This window comes from Flavobacterium denitrificans DSM 15936 (genome assembly GCF_000425445.1).
GTDB lineage: Bacteria > Bacteroidota > Bacteroidia > Flavobacteriales > Flavobacteriaceae > Flavobacterium > Flavobacterium denitrificans.
Window position 1 is genome coordinate 237,275 of the sequence record NZ_AUDL01000004.1, and the last position, 17,813, is coordinate 255,087.

General features: G+C 35.8%; 14 protein-coding genes. 9 read left to right on the forward strand and 5 right to left on the reverse strand.

The window, feature by feature from the left end; translation table 11 throughout:
- Positions 1–177: 177 nt before the first annotated feature.
- Positions 178–4,713, reverse strand: a complete 4,536-nt coding sequence (dnaE, locus tag H600_RS0101075) for a DNA polymerase III subunit alpha (protein WP_026727050.1) — start codon at positions 4,711–4,713, stop codon at positions 178–180.
- 67 nt (positions 4,714–4,780) lie between these two features.
- On the opposite strand from dnaE, the gene H600_RS23215 reads away from it, so the two are divergent.
- The 6 genes from H600_RS23215 (at position 4,781) to leuB (ending at position 10,944) form a co-directional block, all read left to right on the forward strand.
- Entirely contained in the window at positions 4,781–4,903 is a 123-nt protein-coding gene (locus H600_RS23215) for a hypothetical protein (RefSeq protein WP_280648011.1), read from the forward strand.
- 475 nt (positions 4,904–5,378) lie between these two features.
- Complete coding sequence (leuC, locus tag H600_RS0101085) at positions 5,379–6,773, forward strand: 3-isopropylmalate dehydratase large subunit (protein WP_026727051.1); 1,395 nt, start codon at positions 5,379–5,381, stop codon at positions 6,771–6,773.
- Positions 6,774–6,936: 163 nt separating this feature from the next.
- Positions 6,937–7,533 carry a 3-isopropylmalate dehydratase small subunit gene (leuD, locus tag H600_RS0101090; RefSeq protein WP_026727052.1) on the forward strand — a complete coding sequence of 199 codons (597 nt, stop codon included), beginning with the start codon at positions 6,937–6,939 and terminating at the stop codon, positions 7,531–7,533.
- A gap of 118 nt (positions 7,534–7,651) precedes the next feature.
- Complete coding sequence (locus H600_RS0101095) at positions 7,652–8,224, forward strand: O-methyltransferase (protein ID WP_026727053.1); 573 nt, start codon at positions 7,652–7,654, stop codon at positions 8,222–8,224.
- 33 nt (positions 8,225–8,257) lie between these two features.
- A complete protein-coding gene (locus tag H600_RS0101100) occupies positions 8,258–9,778 on the forward strand; it encodes an alpha-isopropylmalate synthase regulatory domain-containing protein (RefSeq protein ID WP_026727054.1) in 1,521 nt (506 codons plus the stop codon).
- 110 nt (positions 9,779–9,888) lie between these two features.
- Positions 9,889–10,944: a 3-isopropylmalate dehydrogenase gene (leuB, locus tag H600_RS0101105; protein ID WP_026727055.1), complete on the forward strand. Its 1,056-nt coding sequence runs from the start codon at positions 9,889–9,891 to the stop codon at positions 10,942–10,944.
- A gap of 144 nt (positions 10,945–11,088) precedes the next feature.
- Here leuB and H600_RS0101110 read toward each other — a convergent pair whose 3' ends face one another.
- Positions 11,089–11,433, reverse strand: a complete 345-nt coding sequence (locus H600_RS0101110; protein WP_026727056.1) for an RNA recognition motif domain-containing protein — start codon at positions 11,431–11,433, stop codon at positions 11,089–11,091.
- Between the two features lie 128 nt (positions 11,434–11,561).
- Entirely contained in the window at positions 11,562–12,044 is a 483-nt protein-coding gene (locus tag H600_RS0101115) for a DUF6252 domain-containing protein (RefSeq protein ID WP_026727057.1), read from the reverse strand.
- A gap of 195 nt (positions 12,045–12,239) precedes the next feature.
- Here H600_RS0101115 and H600_RS0101120 point away from each other — a divergent pair, with 195 nt between their 5' ends.
- Genes H600_RS0101120 through H600_RS0101130 form a run of 3 tightly spaced genes read left to right on the forward strand, consistent with a single transcriptional unit; the run spans position 12,240 to position 14,113 of the window.
- Positions 12,240–12,809: a 30S ribosomal protein S16 gene (locus tag H600_RS0101120; RefSeq protein ID WP_026727058.1), complete on the forward strand. Its 570-nt coding sequence runs from the start codon at positions 12,240–12,242 to the stop codon at positions 12,807–12,809.
- Positions 12,810–12,824: 15 nt separating this feature from the next.
- Positions 12,825–13,349 (forward strand): ribosome maturation factor RimM, encoded by a 525-nt coding sequence (rimM, locus tag H600_RS0101125; RefSeq protein ID WP_026727059.1) that lies wholly within the window; start codon positions 12,825–12,827, stop codon positions 13,347–13,349.
- Positions 13,350–13,405: 56 nt separating this feature from the next.
- Positions 13,406–14,113, forward strand: a complete 708-nt coding sequence (locus tag H600_RS0101130) for a tRNA1(Val) (adenine(37)-N6)-methyltransferase (protein WP_026727060.1) — start codon at positions 13,406–13,408, stop codon at positions 14,111–14,113.
- Here H600_RS0101130 and H600_RS0101135 read toward each other — a convergent pair.
- Positions 14,110–15,405 carry an HlyD family secretion protein gene (locus H600_RS0101135; RefSeq protein WP_026727061.1) on the reverse strand — a complete coding sequence of 432 codons (1,296 nt, stop codon included), beginning with the start codon at positions 15,403–15,405 and terminating at the stop codon, positions 14,110–14,112. The two genes, H600_RS0101130 and H600_RS0101135, sit on opposite strands and share 4 nt — an antisense overlap.
- Positions 15,406–15,408: 3 nt before the next feature.
- Entirely contained in the window at positions 15,409–17,601 is a 2,193-nt protein-coding gene (locus H600_RS0101140; protein ID WP_026727062.1) for a peptidase domain-containing ABC transporter, read from the reverse strand.
- Positions 17,602–17,813 lie beyond the last annotated feature (212 nt).

Sequence of the window (17,813 nt, forward strand, 5' to 3'; positions counted from 1 at the left end):
AATTCTGATTTAATTAATTTATACAAACTTAGAGTATTTTAACATAATCTTTTAGTCTGTATTGTTAGACTTGGAACGAAATCGTTGTAATTTCGGGCAATATTACTAAAAAAGTATTATGCGTGCATATTTTTAACATTAAAATTTTACATTCTATTAAATTTTAACTGTTAAAATCTAATTCAGCTTAAAATTAATCTGCATTTTTTCTAATTGTTGCAATAATTCCGCTGAAATCTTCACTTTAAGGCGTCGACTTGGCATGCTTAATTTGGTTACAACATTTACCTCTTCGATCTCTTTCATTTCTTTCATTTTAGCTTCTCCTGAAACCGTTTCATTATCATCATTTTCGTCTTCAAAGACAGCATCCTCACCATCAAACTCACTTGTTGTTTCGACTTCTACAAAACGCTTTATATTTTCAATCTCCATAATCTCAAAACTCACAGTATTATCACCCTTATTTTCATTAAACAAGTGACTTAATTTATGAATGAATTCAGCTTCGAGATCTTTAATATTTAATAGCAAAATAAGTTTTTTAGCAAATGCTTCTAAAATATCCTGTAGTTGTCTAACCTCGACAAACTGCATTCTTGGCTCTGTTTTCTTTCCTGTATCATGATTTACCCATCCATCTTTTATCAAAATTTTCATGTAAGCAAAATTATTCTGAATCAAGAAATGGCGGAATTTCAAATATTCTTCGCCAAAAATCTTAAACTCGTAACTTTCATCATAACCTTCTAGATTGAATGCAGCCCAGCCTTTTCCGTTTTTGGCCACACGATGTTGCACGTTATTGATAATTCCAGCAAACATTAGATTTTTGCCTACATATTCATTCATGTTTTTTAAAGCTTCCAGTCGTGAATTGCAGAAATATTTCATCTCAAATCTAAAATCATCTAGCGGATGCCCAGAAATATAGATTCCGACAACTTCTTTTTCTTTGGCCAGTTTTTCCATTGTACTCCAATCTTCGCATGGTGGTACAACTGGTTCAGCAATTTGCACTTCACTGGTTTCTCCAAACAAACTTACCTGCGACGAGTTTTCATTTTCCTGAAATTTCGATCCGTAACGCATCGCTTTTTCGTAGAATGTGATTCCGTCTCCATCGTCGTGGAAATATTGTGCTCTGGTCGTTCCTTCAAATGAATCAAAACCTCCAGCCAATGCTAAATTCTCAATCGCTTTTTTATTAGCTGCACGAAGATCAATTCGCTTAGCCAAATCAAAAATTGATTTATATCTTCCGTCTTTTCTGTTTTCTACAATGGTTTCAACAGCTCCTGCCCCAACTCCCTTGATTGCTCCCATTCCGAAACGAACTGCATAATCATCGTTTACAGTAAATTTATAGTACGATTCGTTTACGTCTGGCCCAAGTACTTGCAATCCCATACGTTTGCATTCTTCCATAAAGAACGAAACTTGTTTGATATCGTTCATGTTATTCGAAAGTACCGCTGCCATATATTCAGCAGGATAATGCGCTTTCAAATAAGCTGTTTGGTACGCAATCCAAGCATAACAAGTCGAGTGCGATTTGTTGAAGGCGTAACTCGCAAAGGCTTCCCAGTCTTTCCAGATTTTCTCCAGCACTTTAGCATCGTGACCTTTCGCTGCTGCTTGCTCCACAAACTTAGGCTTCATTTTATCTAGTACGTCTTTTTGTTTCTTACCCATCGCTTTACGCAAGACGTCGGCCTCACCCTTTGTAAATCCTGCCAAAGACTGAGACAAAAGCATTACCTGCTCTTGGTAAACTGTAATTCCGTAGGTTTCAGATAAATATTCGGCACAGGCATCTAAATCGTATTTGATTTCCTCGTCACCGTTTTTTCTTCGAACGAAAGACGGAATATACTCCAAAGGTCCCGGACGATATAATGCATTCATGGCAATTAAATCTCCAAAAACCGTTGGCTTCAGATCTTTCATGTATTTCTGCATCCCAGGCGACTCATATTGGAAGATTCCAACGGTTTCACCTCTTTGGAAAAGCGCATACGTTTCTTCATCATCAATCGGGAAAGTATCAGGATCGAGTTCAATTCCTGTTCTATATTTTACGAGTTTTACGGTATCTTTTATCAGTGTAAGGGTCTTCAGACCCAAGAAGTCCATTTTCAGCAATCCGGCACTTTCTGCAACCGAGTTATCGAACTGTGTTACATATAAATCCGAATCTTTTGCAGTTGTTACAGGAACGTAATTCGTAATATCCGACGGCGTAATGATAACCCCACAAGCGTGAATTCCAGTGTTACGCATCGATCCTTCAAGGATTTTTGCCTGCTGAATGGTTTCTCCTGCCAAATCATCTTCATTGGCAATCGCGATTAATTCTTTTACATTATCAAATTCATCAGAACGAAGCGCTTTTTTGACTTCTTCTTCACTTTCCGAAATAAAACGCGCCAAATTCCATTTGGACGGCATCATTCCCGGAATCAGTTTCGCAATTCTATCGGCTTCAAACAATGGTAAATCCAGTACACGAGCCGTATCACGAATCGCCGATTTGGTTGCCATTTTACCATAAGTGATAATCTGCGCCACCTGTTTTTGGCCGTATTTATTGATTACGTATTCCATTACACGTCCACGACCCTCATCATCAAAGTCGATATCAATATCGGGCATCGATACACGGTCCGGATTTAGGAAACGCTCAAAAAGCAAGTCGTATTTAATAGGGTCGATATTGGTAATTCCGAGACAGTATGCAACTGCAGAACCCGCTGCAGAACCACGTCCAGGACCTACCGATACGTCCATTTTTCTTGCCTCAGCGATGAAATCCTGTACAATCAAGAAATACCCAGGATAACCCGAATTCGAAATCGTCATTAATTCAAAATCCAAACGTTCCTGAATCGATTCGGTAATTTCGCCATATCTTCTTTTGGCACCTTCCATCGTAAGGTGTCGCAAGTATTTATTTTCTCCACGTACACCACCGTCTTCTTCATCTTCGGGAACCATAAATTCGTCTGGAATTTCGAATTTCGGAAGCAAGACATCACGATACAAAGAATATCCTTCCACCTTATCAATAATTTCCTGAATGTTGATAATCGCTTCGGGCAAATCGGCAAAGAGTTTTTTCATCTCGTCTTGCGACTTGAAGTAATATTCCTGATTTGGAAGTCCGTAACGGTAACCTCGCCCACGTCCAATAGGTGTCGCCTGCTTTTCACCGTCTTTTACACAAAGCAAAATATCGTGCGCATTGGCATCTTCTTTATTTAAATAATAAGTATTGTTGGTCGCAATTAATTTGACATTGTGTTTTTGCGAAAATTCAATCAGAGTTTTGTTCACACGATTTTCATCTTCCTGATTGTGGCGCATGACTTCTAAGTAGAAATCTTCGCCAAATTGTTCTTTCCACCAAATCAAAGCTTCTTCGGCTTGGTTTTCACCAATATTCAAGATTTTACTCGGAATTTCTCCATATAAATTTCCAGACAAAACCATGATGTCGCCTTTGTATTGCTCCACAATAGCACGGTCAATTCTTGGAACATAATAAAAACCGTCTGTGTAGGCAATTGAAGCCATTTTGGCCAAGTTATGATAACCCGCTTTATTTTTAGCCATCAAAACAACCTGATAACCATTGTCTTTTTTGCTTTTATCTAAGTGATTTTCGCAGATATTAAATTCGCAACCTACAATTGGTTTTACTTCGGTTTCAGTTGGCTCTTCACCAGCTTCAACTAAAGCTTTATTTTTTCCGGACGCAGCTTTGTTATGGTTCATAACGGCACTCACAAAATGAAAAGCTCCCATCATGTTTCCAGTATCGGTCATGGCAACGGCCGGCATTCCATTTTTGGCTGCAGCTGCCACAATATTTCCAATTCCGATAGTCGATTGAAGAACCGAAAACTGCGTATGATTGTGTAAATGCGCAAATTTTGCTGCTTTAAAATCGGCTTTATCTTCTTCTGAAACAACTGTCTCTTTTCCTTCTCCAGCTAAAGCTTTAAGCTGTTCTCTAATTTTGTCAGAAGCCGCTTTTAAGTTGATGTGTTTTAGACCAATTAACTTAAAAGGCTCTGGATTTCTTTCCTGAAAATCTTTGAAATATTCCTTTGGAACATCTAATTCTTCTTTGGTAAATACCTCTCTTCTAACCAATTCAAGAAAACAACGCGTAGTTGCCTCAACGTCGGCAGTTGCGTTGTGCGCTTCCGCGAAAGGCTGATCAAAAAGATAACTGTGTAATTCGGTCAAAGTTGGAAGTTTGAATTTTCCTCCACGACCTCCGGGAAGTTGTAATAATGAAGCCGTAACTTCAGTACAAGTATCCAAAACGGGCATTGAACTCATTTGAGAATCCACTCCCATTCTATAAAACTCGGCCCCCATAATATTAACGTCGAAACCTAAATTCTGACCAACAATATATTTGGTTTTGCTTAAAGCGATATTAAATTTCTCTAAAACTTCCGCCAGCGTGATTCCATCGGCTTCCGCCAATTCAGTCGAAATTCCGTGAATACGCTCAGCATCGTACGGAATATTAAATCCTTCTGGTTTTACCAAATAATCCTGATGTTCAACAAGCTGTCCCATTTCGTCATGAAGCTGCCAAGCGATTTGTATGCAGCGAGGCCAGTTATCTGAGTCAGTAATCGGGGCATCCCAGCGTTTTGGTAATCCGGTTGTTTCGGTATCAAATATTAAATACATAGAGTTGTAAAAGTCAAATTTTAAAAGTCCAAATTCCAAATCTTACATGTTGCAAAACATTGACAACATGAAACATAACAAAATGCGAAATGAAAAATCGGAAGAAGTTCAAATTTACGCTTTTTTTGGAGAAAGAAAATGGAAATTTCTTAAAATGACATTCTTATTTATTCGTCAGTTTTTCTCTTAAAAATCATAAAATTTGATAAAAATACAGTTCTTGGATGTCGTAGTATTTTGCCTCCTTATTGAATCTAAATAATGGCAAAAAAAGTCCTTTAAAAGGCTCAAAAAACTAAAAGAGAATCCTTTTTAATCCTAATTCAAAACTAACAATTATTACTATTTTTGTATAATTTGTTAGATTTTTTTAATTGAATTCTTATATTTTATAGTGATTATGAGGTAAATTTGCAAACTATTAAAACAAAAAACAACCAAGGAAAATTAAAGCCGAAAAAGAAAAAGCAAATCAGTTTCTTAATCATTTTTCTTTCAAATTTTAGTTTACAAAAGTGGTTTCACAATTTGTAAATTAGTTTGGGTATCGTATAAAATGAAATATCGAAATTGACGCTTTTTTATCTTTTTTTACTTTTGTTTTGCTATTATAATGAACAGGAAATTGCTGTGGTTATAGAAATTACAATTAAAAAAAATAAAAAATGAGTAAGACATTATTTGACAAAGTATGGGATTCACATGTAGTGCGTAAAATTGAAGATGGGCCAGATGTGTTTTTTATTGACCGCCATTTCATTCATGAAGTTACGAGTCCTGTTGCTTTTTTAGGATTAAAATCAAGAGGCGTTAACGTATTATATCCGGAACGTACTTTTGCAACTGCCGACCACAATACACCAACCATAAACCAACATTTACCAGTTCAGGATCCACTTTCTGCTAATCAGCTTAAGGCTCTTGAAGACAATGCTACTGAATACGGAATTTCGCACTGGGGATTAGGTCACCAAAAAAATGGTATTGTACACGTAGTTGGTCCTGAAAACGGAATTACTTTGCCAGGTGCTACTATTGTATGCGGAGATTCGCATACGTCTACTCACGGTGCTTTTGGAGCTATTGCTTTTGGTATCGGAACCTCTGAGGTTGAAATGGTGCTTTCTACACAATGTATCATGCAACCTAAACCAAAGAAAATGCGTATCAACGTAAACGGTCAATTAAGCAAAGGTGTTGGTCCAAAAGACGTTGCACTTTATATTATTGCGCAATTGACTACTTCTGGAGGTACAGGTTATTTTGTTGAATATGCTGGTGATGTTTTTGAAAACATGACTATGGAAGGCCGTATGACAGTTTGTAACTTAAGTATCGAAATGGGGGCTCGTGGAGGAATGATTGCTCCTGACCAAACTACTTTCGATTTCTTAGAAGGAAGACTTTACGCTCCAAAAGGAGAAGCTTGGACAAAAGCTGTTGAATACTGGAAAACTTTAAAAACGGATGCTGACGCTGTTTTTGATGCTGAATTAAACATCAAAGCGGAAGACATCGAACCAATGATTACTTATGGTACAAACCCAGGAATGGGAATTGGTATCACAAAACATATTCCGAATGCCAAAGAAGTTGAAGGTGGTGAGGAAACTTACAAAAAGTCTTTGGCTTATATGGGCTTCAACGAAGACGACGTAATGATTGGAAAACAAATTGACTACGTTTTCTTAGGAAGCTGTACAAACGGACGTATTGAAGATTTTAGAGCTTTCGCTGAAATTGTAAAAGGAAGAAAAAAAGCAGATAATGTTACGGCTTGGTTAGTTCCAGGTTCTCACGTTGTTGAAGCTCAGATTAAAGAAGAAGGAATTTTAGATATCTTGACAGAAGCTGGTTTCGTATTACGCCAACCAGGTTGTTCTGCTTGTTTAGCAATGAACGACGATAAAGTTCCTGCCGGAAAATACGCAGTAAGTACTTCAAACAGAAACTTTGAAGGGCGTCAAGGTCCTGGTTCAAGAACGCTTTTAGCTTCTCCAATTATGGCAGCAGCTGCAGCGGTTACAGGAAAACTAACAGATCCTAGAGAGCTTTTTTAAAGATTTAAGAATGAAGATTAACGATTTCAGATTTCGATAAGCTTCATTAAAAAATCTTCTAAAATTTCAATTTACATTTTACAAAAAACATTAACGATTACGATTTTAAGACACGACAACAAATCTAAAATCAGAAATCGTTAATCTAAAATCAAAAATCAAAATGGCATACGATAAATTTAATATACTTACTAGCAGCGGAGTTCCGTTGCCAATTGAGAACGTAGATACAGATCAAATCATTCCAGCTCGTTTCTTAAAAGCTACAAAACGTGAAGGTTTTGGAGACAACCTTTTTAGAGACTGGAGATACAACGGAGACGATACTCCAAAAGCAGATTTCGTTTTAAACAACCCAACTTACAGCGGAAAAATTTTGGTTGGAGGAAAAAACTTCGGTTCAGGATCTTCTAGAGAGCACGCTGCTTGGGCAGTTTACGATTACGGATTCCGCGCTGTAGTTTCTAGTTTCTTTGCTGATATCTTCAAAGGAAACTGTTTAAATATTGGTGTTTTGCCAGTACAAATCAGCCCAGAATTTTTAGCTAATATTTTCAAAGCTATCGAAGCTGATCCAAATACAGAATTAGAAATCAATCTTCCAAACCAAACAATTACTTTGTTATCTACTGGCGAGCAAGAGTCTTTTGCTATTAATGGTTACAAAAAGAACAATTTAATTAATGGTTTCGACGACATTGATTATTTACAAGATATGAAGGAAGATATTAAAGCTTTTGCTGATAAACTTCCGTACTAACAATCAACCAACTAAGAAGCAGTTATCCAAGCTCGACTTTAAAGGTTGATCTGGGTAACTGCTTTATAATTTTATGATTGAATTGCTATCGAATAAAACCAATTTAACGACTTTCTAAATGATCGACACTAACATTGAATTGCCAAAATCGTATTCAGAGATCAAAACTGACTCAGAAAGAATTTCATTTTCAATGCCTTCTGATCTGCAAACAGGAAGTCTTCTTAGAACATTGGTTGCAACAAAAAAAGAGGGGCGTTTTTTAGAATTAGGAACCGGAACCGGATTGTCACTTGCATGGATGGTTGAAGGAATGAGCGAAAATTCGAATTTGATTTCGATTGACAATGCTGCAGAATATCAAAACATTGCAAAAAAGTATTTTCAAGAATCAAATGTTTCATTTGTTTGTGAAGATGCTGAAAAATGGATTTTAAATTATAAAGAAGAAAAATTCGATTTGATTTTTGCTGATGCCTGGCCGGGAAAATATGTTGTTTTAAACGAAACATTAAACTTATTAAACTCTGGTGGAATTTATCTAATTGATGATATGCTTCCTCAACCAAATTGGCCTCAAAATCATGACAAAAATGTCGAAATTCTGATTCAAAATCTTGAAGAAAGAAAAGACATCCAATTGACAAAAATTTGCTGGTCAACTGGTTTAATTCTGATTACAAAAAAATAAAACAGTAAGCATTCAAAAGCTAACAATATAATAATGGAAAAAAGAAAAATTGAAATAATGGATACGACGCTTCGTGATGGTGAACAAACATCAGGAGTATCATTTTCTGCTGCAGAAAAACTAACCATTGCGCAATTGTTGCTGGAGGAATTAAATATTGATAGAATCGAAATTGCTTCGGCGCGTGTGAGCGAAGGAGAATTTCAAGCTGTAAAAGGCATTACTTCATGGGCTGAAGAACGCGGCTATATTGACAGAATCGAAGTTCTGACGTTTGTTGATGGAGGTGTTTCAATTGACTGGATGAAAAAAGCCGGCGCCAAAGTGCAGAATTTGTTGACCAAAGGCTCAATGAATCACTTAACGCATCAATTGAAAAAAACGCCTGAACAGCATTTTTCTGAAATCGCTCAAATTATTGCTTTAGCAAAAGAAAATAATATCGAAACCAATGTTTATCTAGAAGATTGGAGCAACGGAATGCGAAATTCTCCAGATTATGTTTTTCAATTTTTGGATTTCTTATCTACACAGCCAATAAAAAGGATTTTACTTCCTGATACGTTGGGGGTTTTGATTCCGTCTTTGGCTTTTGAATTTATTTCAGAAATCAGAGCAAAATATCCAAACATTCATTTCGATTTTCACGCACATAACGATTACGACTTAAGTGTTGCCAATGTTATGGAAGCCATCAAAGCCGGTATAAACGGACTTCACGTAACGGTAAACGGAATGGGAGAACGCGCAGGAAATGCGCCTCTAGAAAGTACAGTTGCCGTTATAAATGATTATCTGCCAGAAGTCAGCATCAACATTAAAGAAACTTCGTTATATTCTGTAAGCAAGTTAGTGGAAACATTTACTGGATATAGAATTCCAGCCAACAAGCCAATTGTCGGCGACAATGTTTTTACACAAACAGCTGGAATTCACGCTGACGGAGACAACAAAAACAATCTTTATTTTAATGATTTACTTCCAGAACGTTTTGGAAGAAAAAGAAAATATGCTCTAGGAAAAACTTCTGGAAAAGCCAATATCGAAAAGAATCTTCAGGAACTAGGTTTAAAATTAAACAACGAAGATTTGAAATTGGTTACGCAAAGAATCATCGAATTGGGCGACAAAAAAGAAACTGTAACAAAAGAAGATCTTCCATACATTATTTCAGATGTTTTGGACAGTCATACTTACGAAGAAAAAATCACAATCAATTCTTATATGCTGGTTCATTCTAAAGGAATGCGCCCGTCGACGACTTTATCGCTAAATTTAAACGGAGAAATAATCGAAGAAAATGCTCAAGGAGACGGTCAGTTTGATGCTTTTATGAATGCTTTATCAAAGATTTACAAAAGCAAAAAACTTACACTTCCGAAATTAATTGATTACGCCGTGAGAATCCCGCCGGGAAGTAGTTCTGATGCGTTGTGTGAAACCATTATTACATGGACAAACAATGGAAAAGAATTCAAAACCCGCGGATTAGACTCGGATCAAACTGTTGCAGCGATTATTGCAACACAAAAAATGCTTAATATTATAACTTAATATAGTTGCAAAGTTTCAAAGTAACAAAGTGACAAAGATTTCAGTCTGCTTTAAAAAACTTTGAACCTTTGTCACTTTGTCACTTTGAACCTTATAAAAACACATATAGAATGAAATTAAACATAGCCCTTTTAGCCGGAGACGGAATCGGACCAGAAGTAATCAATGAAGCTGTAAAAGTATCTGATGCTATTGCAAAAAAATTCGGACATGAAATCACTTGGAAACCAGCTTTAACCGGTGCGGCTGCGATTGATGCAGTAGGAGAGCCTTATCCAGATTCAACACACGAAGTTTGTAAAAATGCCGATGCCGTTCTTTTTGGAGCAATTGGACATCCTAAATACGACAACGATCCTTCTGCACCAGTACGACCAGAACAAGGTTTGCTAAAAATGCGTAAAGCATTAGGTTTGTTTGCAAACGTAAGACCAACTTTTACATTCCCTTCATTATTAGATAAATCGCCGCTAAAAAGAGAAAGAATCGAAGGAACTGACCTGGTTTTCTTAAGAGAATTAACTGGCGGAATTTACTTTGGAGAAAAAGGAAGAAAAGACAACGGAGATACAGCTTACGACAACTGTGTTTACACAAGAGCTGAAGTACAGCGTTTAGCTAAAAAAGGTTTCGAATTAGCGATGACACGTTCTAAAAAATTATGCTGCGTTGATAAAGCAAACGTTTTGGAAACTTCTCGTTTGTGGAGAGAAACAGTTCAGGCAATGGAAAAAGATTATCCAGAGGTTGAAGTGAGCTATGAATTTGTTGACGCTGTAGCAATGCGTTTAGTTCAATGGCCAAACTCTTATGATGTATTAATTACAGAGAACTTATTTGGAGACATCTTAACAGATGAAGCTTCAGTAATTTCAGGTTCAATGGGATTAATGCCTTCTGCATCTATGGGAGCTGAAGTATCTTTATTTGAACCTATTCACGGTTCATATCCACAAGCAACTGGATTAAACATTGCCAACCCGATGGCTACTATTTTATCTGCTGCGATGATGTTCGAAAACTTTGGATTGATGGAAGAAGGAAAAGCAATGAGAGATGCAGTAAACAAAGCTTTAGAAGCTGGAGTAGTTACTGAAGATTTAGCTAATGGAGGAAAAGCATACGGCACCAAAGAAGTTGGTGACTGGTTAGCTGCGAATGTATAATAGTTTATTTTGTTTCAGGTTTCAAGTTTCAAGTTTCAAGTTTCAAGTTGTTGGAACGTGAATCCTGAAACTTGAAACAATTTTAAACAACAAAAAAAGGGATCAACTTTCGTTGATCCCTTTTATATTTTAGAAAAAATCTTTTTAGTAATCTCCTCTGTTTCCGCGATCTCCGCCACGGTTGTTTCCGTAACCACCACGATTGTTTCCTCCGCGGTTGTTATTAAAACTTCTTCTTTCACCTTCTGGTTTTGGTTCAGATTTGTTTACAACAATTGTACGTCCAGAAACTACTGCACCGTTCAATTCGTCGATTGCTTTTTGAGCTTCTGCATCATTTGGCATTTCAACAAAACCAAAGCCTTTACTTCTTCCAGTAAATTTATCAGTAATAATTTTAACAGAGTCAACTGTTCCATAAGCCTCAAAAGACTCTCTTAAATCTGCTTCCTCAATACTGAATGGAAGGCTTCCAACGAAAATATTCATAGATATTTATTTATAATAATATAGCAAATGTAATCTTATTTTTTTCTAATCTACTATAACTAAGTTTATTTATGTTTTTATTTAGATTTAAAACCAAACCTTTAAAAAACATGTAGCAAAAGAAAAAACTAAAATAAAGCTCTTGGTGTAATTGGAATTTTATAGAAAACGCCTTCTGTAAAAGTAACTTTGGGATTGTCTAAATCCGCTGTATTGCTATTTACAGCATTAAATTTAAATGTACCAGAAATGGTATTGTTTTCAAGATCATAATCTGTAATTACAATTTGCCCGCTTCCTTTTTTTGTACCTGTAGAAAATTCGCTTTCTTTCCCAGAAAAAGTATTTGCATAAGATGCTTTTACAATATCATTAACACCTAAAATATAGGTTTTCTCGGCAACATTATCAATTTGAAGTGTCACATTTTCATAACCTAAAGAGCCTTCGATCACAAAATTACCTTCGATAGAAACGGCAGATTTATAGGCATTAGCCCTCCAGAAAACATTGTCTTTTAAGCCTTGAAATGCGGGATTATTAAATTTTACATCTTCAGTGCATGAAACGACAACAAAAAGAAGTAATAAAAAATAAAAATATTTTTTCATGTTTCGTGGATTTGATGCAAAAGTATTGCATTTGAAATAAATATCTAAAATTTCGACTTAAAAACAATAAAAAAACGGCCAAAATCTAAACTAATGACATTTAATAGTATTTGGAACGCATATTTCATAAAAAAATTATATCTTTGCGCCCTTAATTAACAGAGGTCGAGTACCTCAAAATTTAATCACTAGATTATGTCAGTAAAAATTAGATTACAAAGACACGGTAAAAAAGGAAAACCTTTTTACTGGGTAGTAGCTGCAGATGCACGCTCAAAAAGAGATGGTAGATACTTAGAGAAAATCGGTACTTACAATCCAAACACTAACCCAGCAACTGTTGAGTTAGACCTTGACAGCGCAGTTAAATGGTTGCACAATGGTGCTCAACCAACTGATACTGCAAGAGCTATCCTTTCTTACAAAGGTGCTTTATTGAAACACCACCTTGATGGAGGTATCCGCAAAGGAGCTTTAACTCAAGAGCAAGCAGACGCTAAATTAGCAGCTTGGTTAGAGGCAAAAGCTGGTAAAGTTGATGCTAAAAAAGATGGTTTATCTAAAGCGCAAGCTGATGCTAAAGCAAAAGCTTTAAAAGCAGAACAAGAAGTTAACGCTAAGCGTTTAGCTGCTGCAGCTCAGGCTGAAGCTGACGCTATCGCTGCTGCACAAGCTGCTGAGGCTACTGAAGAAGTTGCTGAAGTTGAAGCTGCAACTGAAGAAGCTCCTGCTGCTGAAGAGAATAACGAAACAACTGAAGCATAATTTTACTTAGCGATAATGCGTAAAGAAGAATGTTTTTATTTAGGTAAAATCGCTAAAAAATTTAGTTTCAAAGGTGAAGTTCTGATCTATTTAGATACAGACGAACCTGAGTTATACGAAAATCTGGAATCAGTGTTTGTTGAACACAACAAACACTTGGTTCCTTTTTTTATTGAAACAAGTTCTTTGCACAAAAACGACTTTCTTAGGGTTCGTTTTGAAGATGTAAATACAGAAGAAGATGCTGATGCTCTAGTAGGAAACGGCATTTATCTTCCTTTATCCATGTTGCCAAAACTTTCTGGCAACAAATTCTATTACCACGAAGTTATCGGTTTCGAAATTGAAGACAAACGTTTGGGTGTCTTCGGAAAAATTACTTCTATTAATGATTCTACTGCTCAACCGCTTTTTGAAGTTTTAAATGGCGAAGTAGAAATCTTAGTTCCAATGATTGATCACTTTCTTGTAAAAATCGATCGCGAGAATAAAAAAGTAATCATGGATCTTCCTGAAGGCCTTATTGAAATGTATCTTTAGTATTCAGTCACAATTTTCTGTATTCAGTTTTCCAACTGAACTCAAAATAATTCATCATGTTTAAGTTTAAACAATTTTCCATCAACCAAGATCGTTGCGCTATGAAAGTAGGCACAGACGGTGTTTTACTTGGTGCGTGGACTCCCGTTCATCATAATCCTTTTAGCGTTTTAGATATTGGTGCAGGAACTGGAATTATTGCTTTGATGCTTGCACAAAGAAGTCATGCAGAACAAATTGATGCGCTTGAAATCGACGAAGATGCCTACGAACAGGCCGTCGAAAATTTTGAAGCTTCTCCTTGGGGCGATCGTTTATTTTGTTTTCATGCTGGTTTAGATGAATTTATTGAAGAGCCAGAAGACGAATATGACCTGATAGTGTCTAATCCTCCATTTTATGCTGAAGATTATAAAACAGACAACGAACAACGTGATTTAGCACGTTTTCAAGACGCAATGCCTTTTGAAGAAATTGTTGAAGCAGCCGATCTATTACTTTCAGAAAACGGAATTCTAGCTGTTATTATTCCTTTTAAAGAAGAAGAAAAATTTATTGCTTTAGCAAAAGAAGCTGAATTATTTCCAATCAAAATTACCCGCGTAAAAGGAACCCCAAAATCAGATATTAAAAGAAGTTTATTAGCTTTTAGGCGAAATGAAGTTTCTGAAATTGAAATCGACGAATTAATTATCGAAATTGATCGTCATGTTTATACTCCTGAATATATTAAATTGACAAAAGAGTTTTATTTGAAATTCTAGACCTGCTCAAAAACACTTTTGAATTGGTACAAAATTCGCTCAATCAAGCGCAAATCTTCGGTTACAATTTCTGCCCTTCCTTTCATTTCTTGCTGAAAAACAATTTGTTTGTTATAAGATGTTCTTAATCCGTTTGGAATTGCAACGTCGAGTAATAAATTGCCGTCTTTGTCCGGAACTAATGAAATGTTTCTAATTTCTCCTTTCAAAACTCCGAATTCACGATCAGGATAATTTGCTAGCCGAATATTTACACGTTGCCCGACTTTTATTTTACCTGAATTTAAGGCCGGCGCTTTTACTTTCCCAATAAAACCATTTTTTGCATCGGGAATAATAGAAAATACATTATCCCCAACATTAATGGTCTGACTTTCATTCCAAACCTGCAAAAAAGTTACAACACCGCTTATCGATGATTTCAACGTATAAGCCAATTCCCAGTCTTTGATTACTTTTTTGAGCTGATAAAAAGACTGCGCCATGTTTCGGCCCAAGTTTACTTCTTCCTTAGTACCACTAATTTGAGAAGTCTGGCTCAATTTTGTATTGTCAATCAAAGCCGATTTCAACTGTGAAATTGAAGACAAAAGCCCTTTATAACTCTTTTGCGCTTGCAAATAGCTCAGTTTTTTGGCTTCCATTTCTTGAGCAGAGATAATTCCTTTATTATATAGAGTCTCAAAACGGGCGATCTCATTCTTTTGAAGCTGAAGCTCGCTTTCATTGATTATTTTTTGTTGTTGCAGAATTTCCAATCTTTCCTTGATCTGTACTTTTTCAGAAATTTGCGCTCTGTTTTCAACTTCAAAAGGCTTTAAATTTTCGTTTAATTTTTCCGCCTCATAATCTTTTTGAAAAACGCCAAAAGCACTTTCGATTTCGCCAAGCTGGACATTTTTCAACTTAGCAAACGGAAATGCTTTATTAGGATCATTTATGTTATAATTATCCACAATACTTTTCAGCAAAAAAACATCTTTATAATTTGCCGTATTCTCGATAATAGCAAGCGTTGTATTTTTAGAAACTATAGCTTTGTTTTTGACTAAAATAGCTTCAATACGCCCCGAGGATTTAGAAACAATTTTCTCTGGCGGAATATTGGTTGTAATCACAATTTCAGTGTTTACGACATCTGGATATTTTACAAACCAGGATATAAAAAACAACATCAAGATAATGAAAAAAATGAGCACTGTCCCCCATCTGATCATCCAGTGTGGCACTTTAGTGAGAATGTCTTGAACTTCCTCGCTTCTTAATTCTAATGCATTGTAATCTTCTGCCATGATTTAATTTCCTAATTGCAATTGGTTTTTAACCAGTTCAAAATAATTCCCTTTTTGCTCAACAAGCGCAGAATGATTTCCAATTTCAATAATTTTCCCTTTATCCAGCACGACAATCTGATCTGCGTTCATTACTGTGCTCAATCGATGCGCTATAACGATTACGGTTTTGTCTTTAAAAAAACCATCCAGCTTTTGCATAATCTCCTTTTCATTATTGGCATCTAAAGCCGATGTTGCTTCATCAAAAAACAAAATTTCTGGGTTTTTATAAACTGCTCTTGCAATCAATAATCGCTGTTTTTGTCCCGTACTCATTCCTGTTCCTTCTGCACCAACTTTTGTATTGTAGCCCAACGGAAGTTCGCTAATATAATCTTTAATATTCGCGACATCAGCAGCATAAACCAGTCTTTTTTTGTCAATTTTATCAACACCAAAAGCTATATTATTTGCAATTGTGTCACTAAAAATAAAACCTTCCTGCATAACCGCGCCAATATTTGATCGCCAAGCTTTTTGTGAAATATTTCTAAGCTGTGAATTTCCTATTGAAATTTCACCTTTTTCGGGTTCATAAAATTTCAAGAGCAACTTCATCAAAGTCGTTTTTCCGCTACCGCTTGTACCTACAATTGCAGTTACTTTATTTGCCGGAATAACCAAATTCAAATCTTTTAAAACTGGAATATCTGATCCTAAATAACGATAACTTACATTTTTGATTTCGATATTGGCATCATAAGGCACTTCATTTGACTGGTGATCTTCTTGTTGCGTTTCATCTTCTTTTTCATGAATTTCAGATAATCGCGCCAATGATATTTTTGCATCTTGGAGCTCTCTGACAAACTCTATAAGTTGAGTAATAGGTCCGTTTAAACTCCCCACAATTGTACTGATTGCCAACATTACTCCAAGTGTGATTGAACCATCGATTACTAATTTTGCAGAAAGAAAAATAATGAAAATATTCTTCAATTCATTAATTACCGATGAACCAATTGTCTGGCTTTGCTCTAAAACCAAACCTTTAATTGAAACCCTGAACAATCTTGCCTGCACATATTCCCATCCCCAACGTTTTTGCTTTTCGGCATTATGAAGCTTGATTTCCTGCATTCCGTTGATGAGTTCGATTACTTTGCTCTGCTCTTGCGAAACCTCAGCAAATCGCTTGTAATCCAAAACTTCACGGCGTTTTAAGAAAAGCGTTATCCAGCCGAAGTACAACAGACTTCCAGCAAAAAAAACTAAAAATATTTTCCAGTTAAAGTAAGCCAGAACGGCTCCTAAAACGAACATATTTATTATTGAAAACAAAACACTCAAAGAAGATGTTGTGAGGATTTTTTCAATTCGGCGATGATCATTTATACGCTGCAGAATATCTCCCGTCATTCGGACATCAAAAAAGGAAATAGGCAGATTCATCAATTTGATAAAAAAATCTGAAATAAGTGAAATATTGATTCGTGTTGAAAGATGCAGCAAAATCCAACTTCTGATAAGCTCTAAACCTGTTCTTCCAGCGAAAAGAAATAATTGTGCAAAAAGAATGAGATAAATAAAATGAAGGTTTTGATTCTGAATTCCGACATCAACAATACTTTGCGTCAAAAATGGTGCAATGGCCATAATCAAACTGCTGGCAAACAAGCCAATGCTTAATTGTGCCAAATATGATTTATAACGCAGTACATATTGTGCCAACAAGCCAAATCCTATTCCTTTATTATCTTCTTTATCGAAATCTGACTGGAAGAATTTTGGGGTCGCTTCCATCAATAATGCGACACCTTCTTTCGTATGCTCATCGGCATTATTTCCAATCCAAAATTTTAAAAAATCCTTCTTATTGTATTCAAGCAAACCAAAACCTGGGTCTGAAATATAAAAAGTTTCTTTTTTTATTTTATAAAGAACTACATAATGGTTTTTGTTCCAATGCAATATACACGGCAAAGGAGCTTCTTCTAATCGTTCAACGCTTAATTTCACACCCAATGTCCTAAAACCAATCTTCTCGGCAGCATCACTCAAAAAAAGCAAATTGCTTCCTTCACGAGTTGTTTCGCTAGTATCGCGCAACTCCTGAATATTGATTGTTTTTCCGTAATGCTTAGCAATAATTTTTAAACATGTAGGACCACAATCTTTAAAATCTGCTTGTTTATAGTTGGTGAATTTTTTCAATTTTTATTTGGTTTAATAAAAAGCAATTTAAACATTATATTTCTTCATAAAAAAAAACAGAGAAGAAATAAATCGACTCTGTTACTATTAAAAAAAAATGAAATTTCAGTAAAACCATATTTCTCTAGGATCTGCCACTGGTTAACCTAACCAAATAAAATTAACGCAGCGGCCAATTTCCTGAGAATCCCGACACCAATCATCAATGTTGG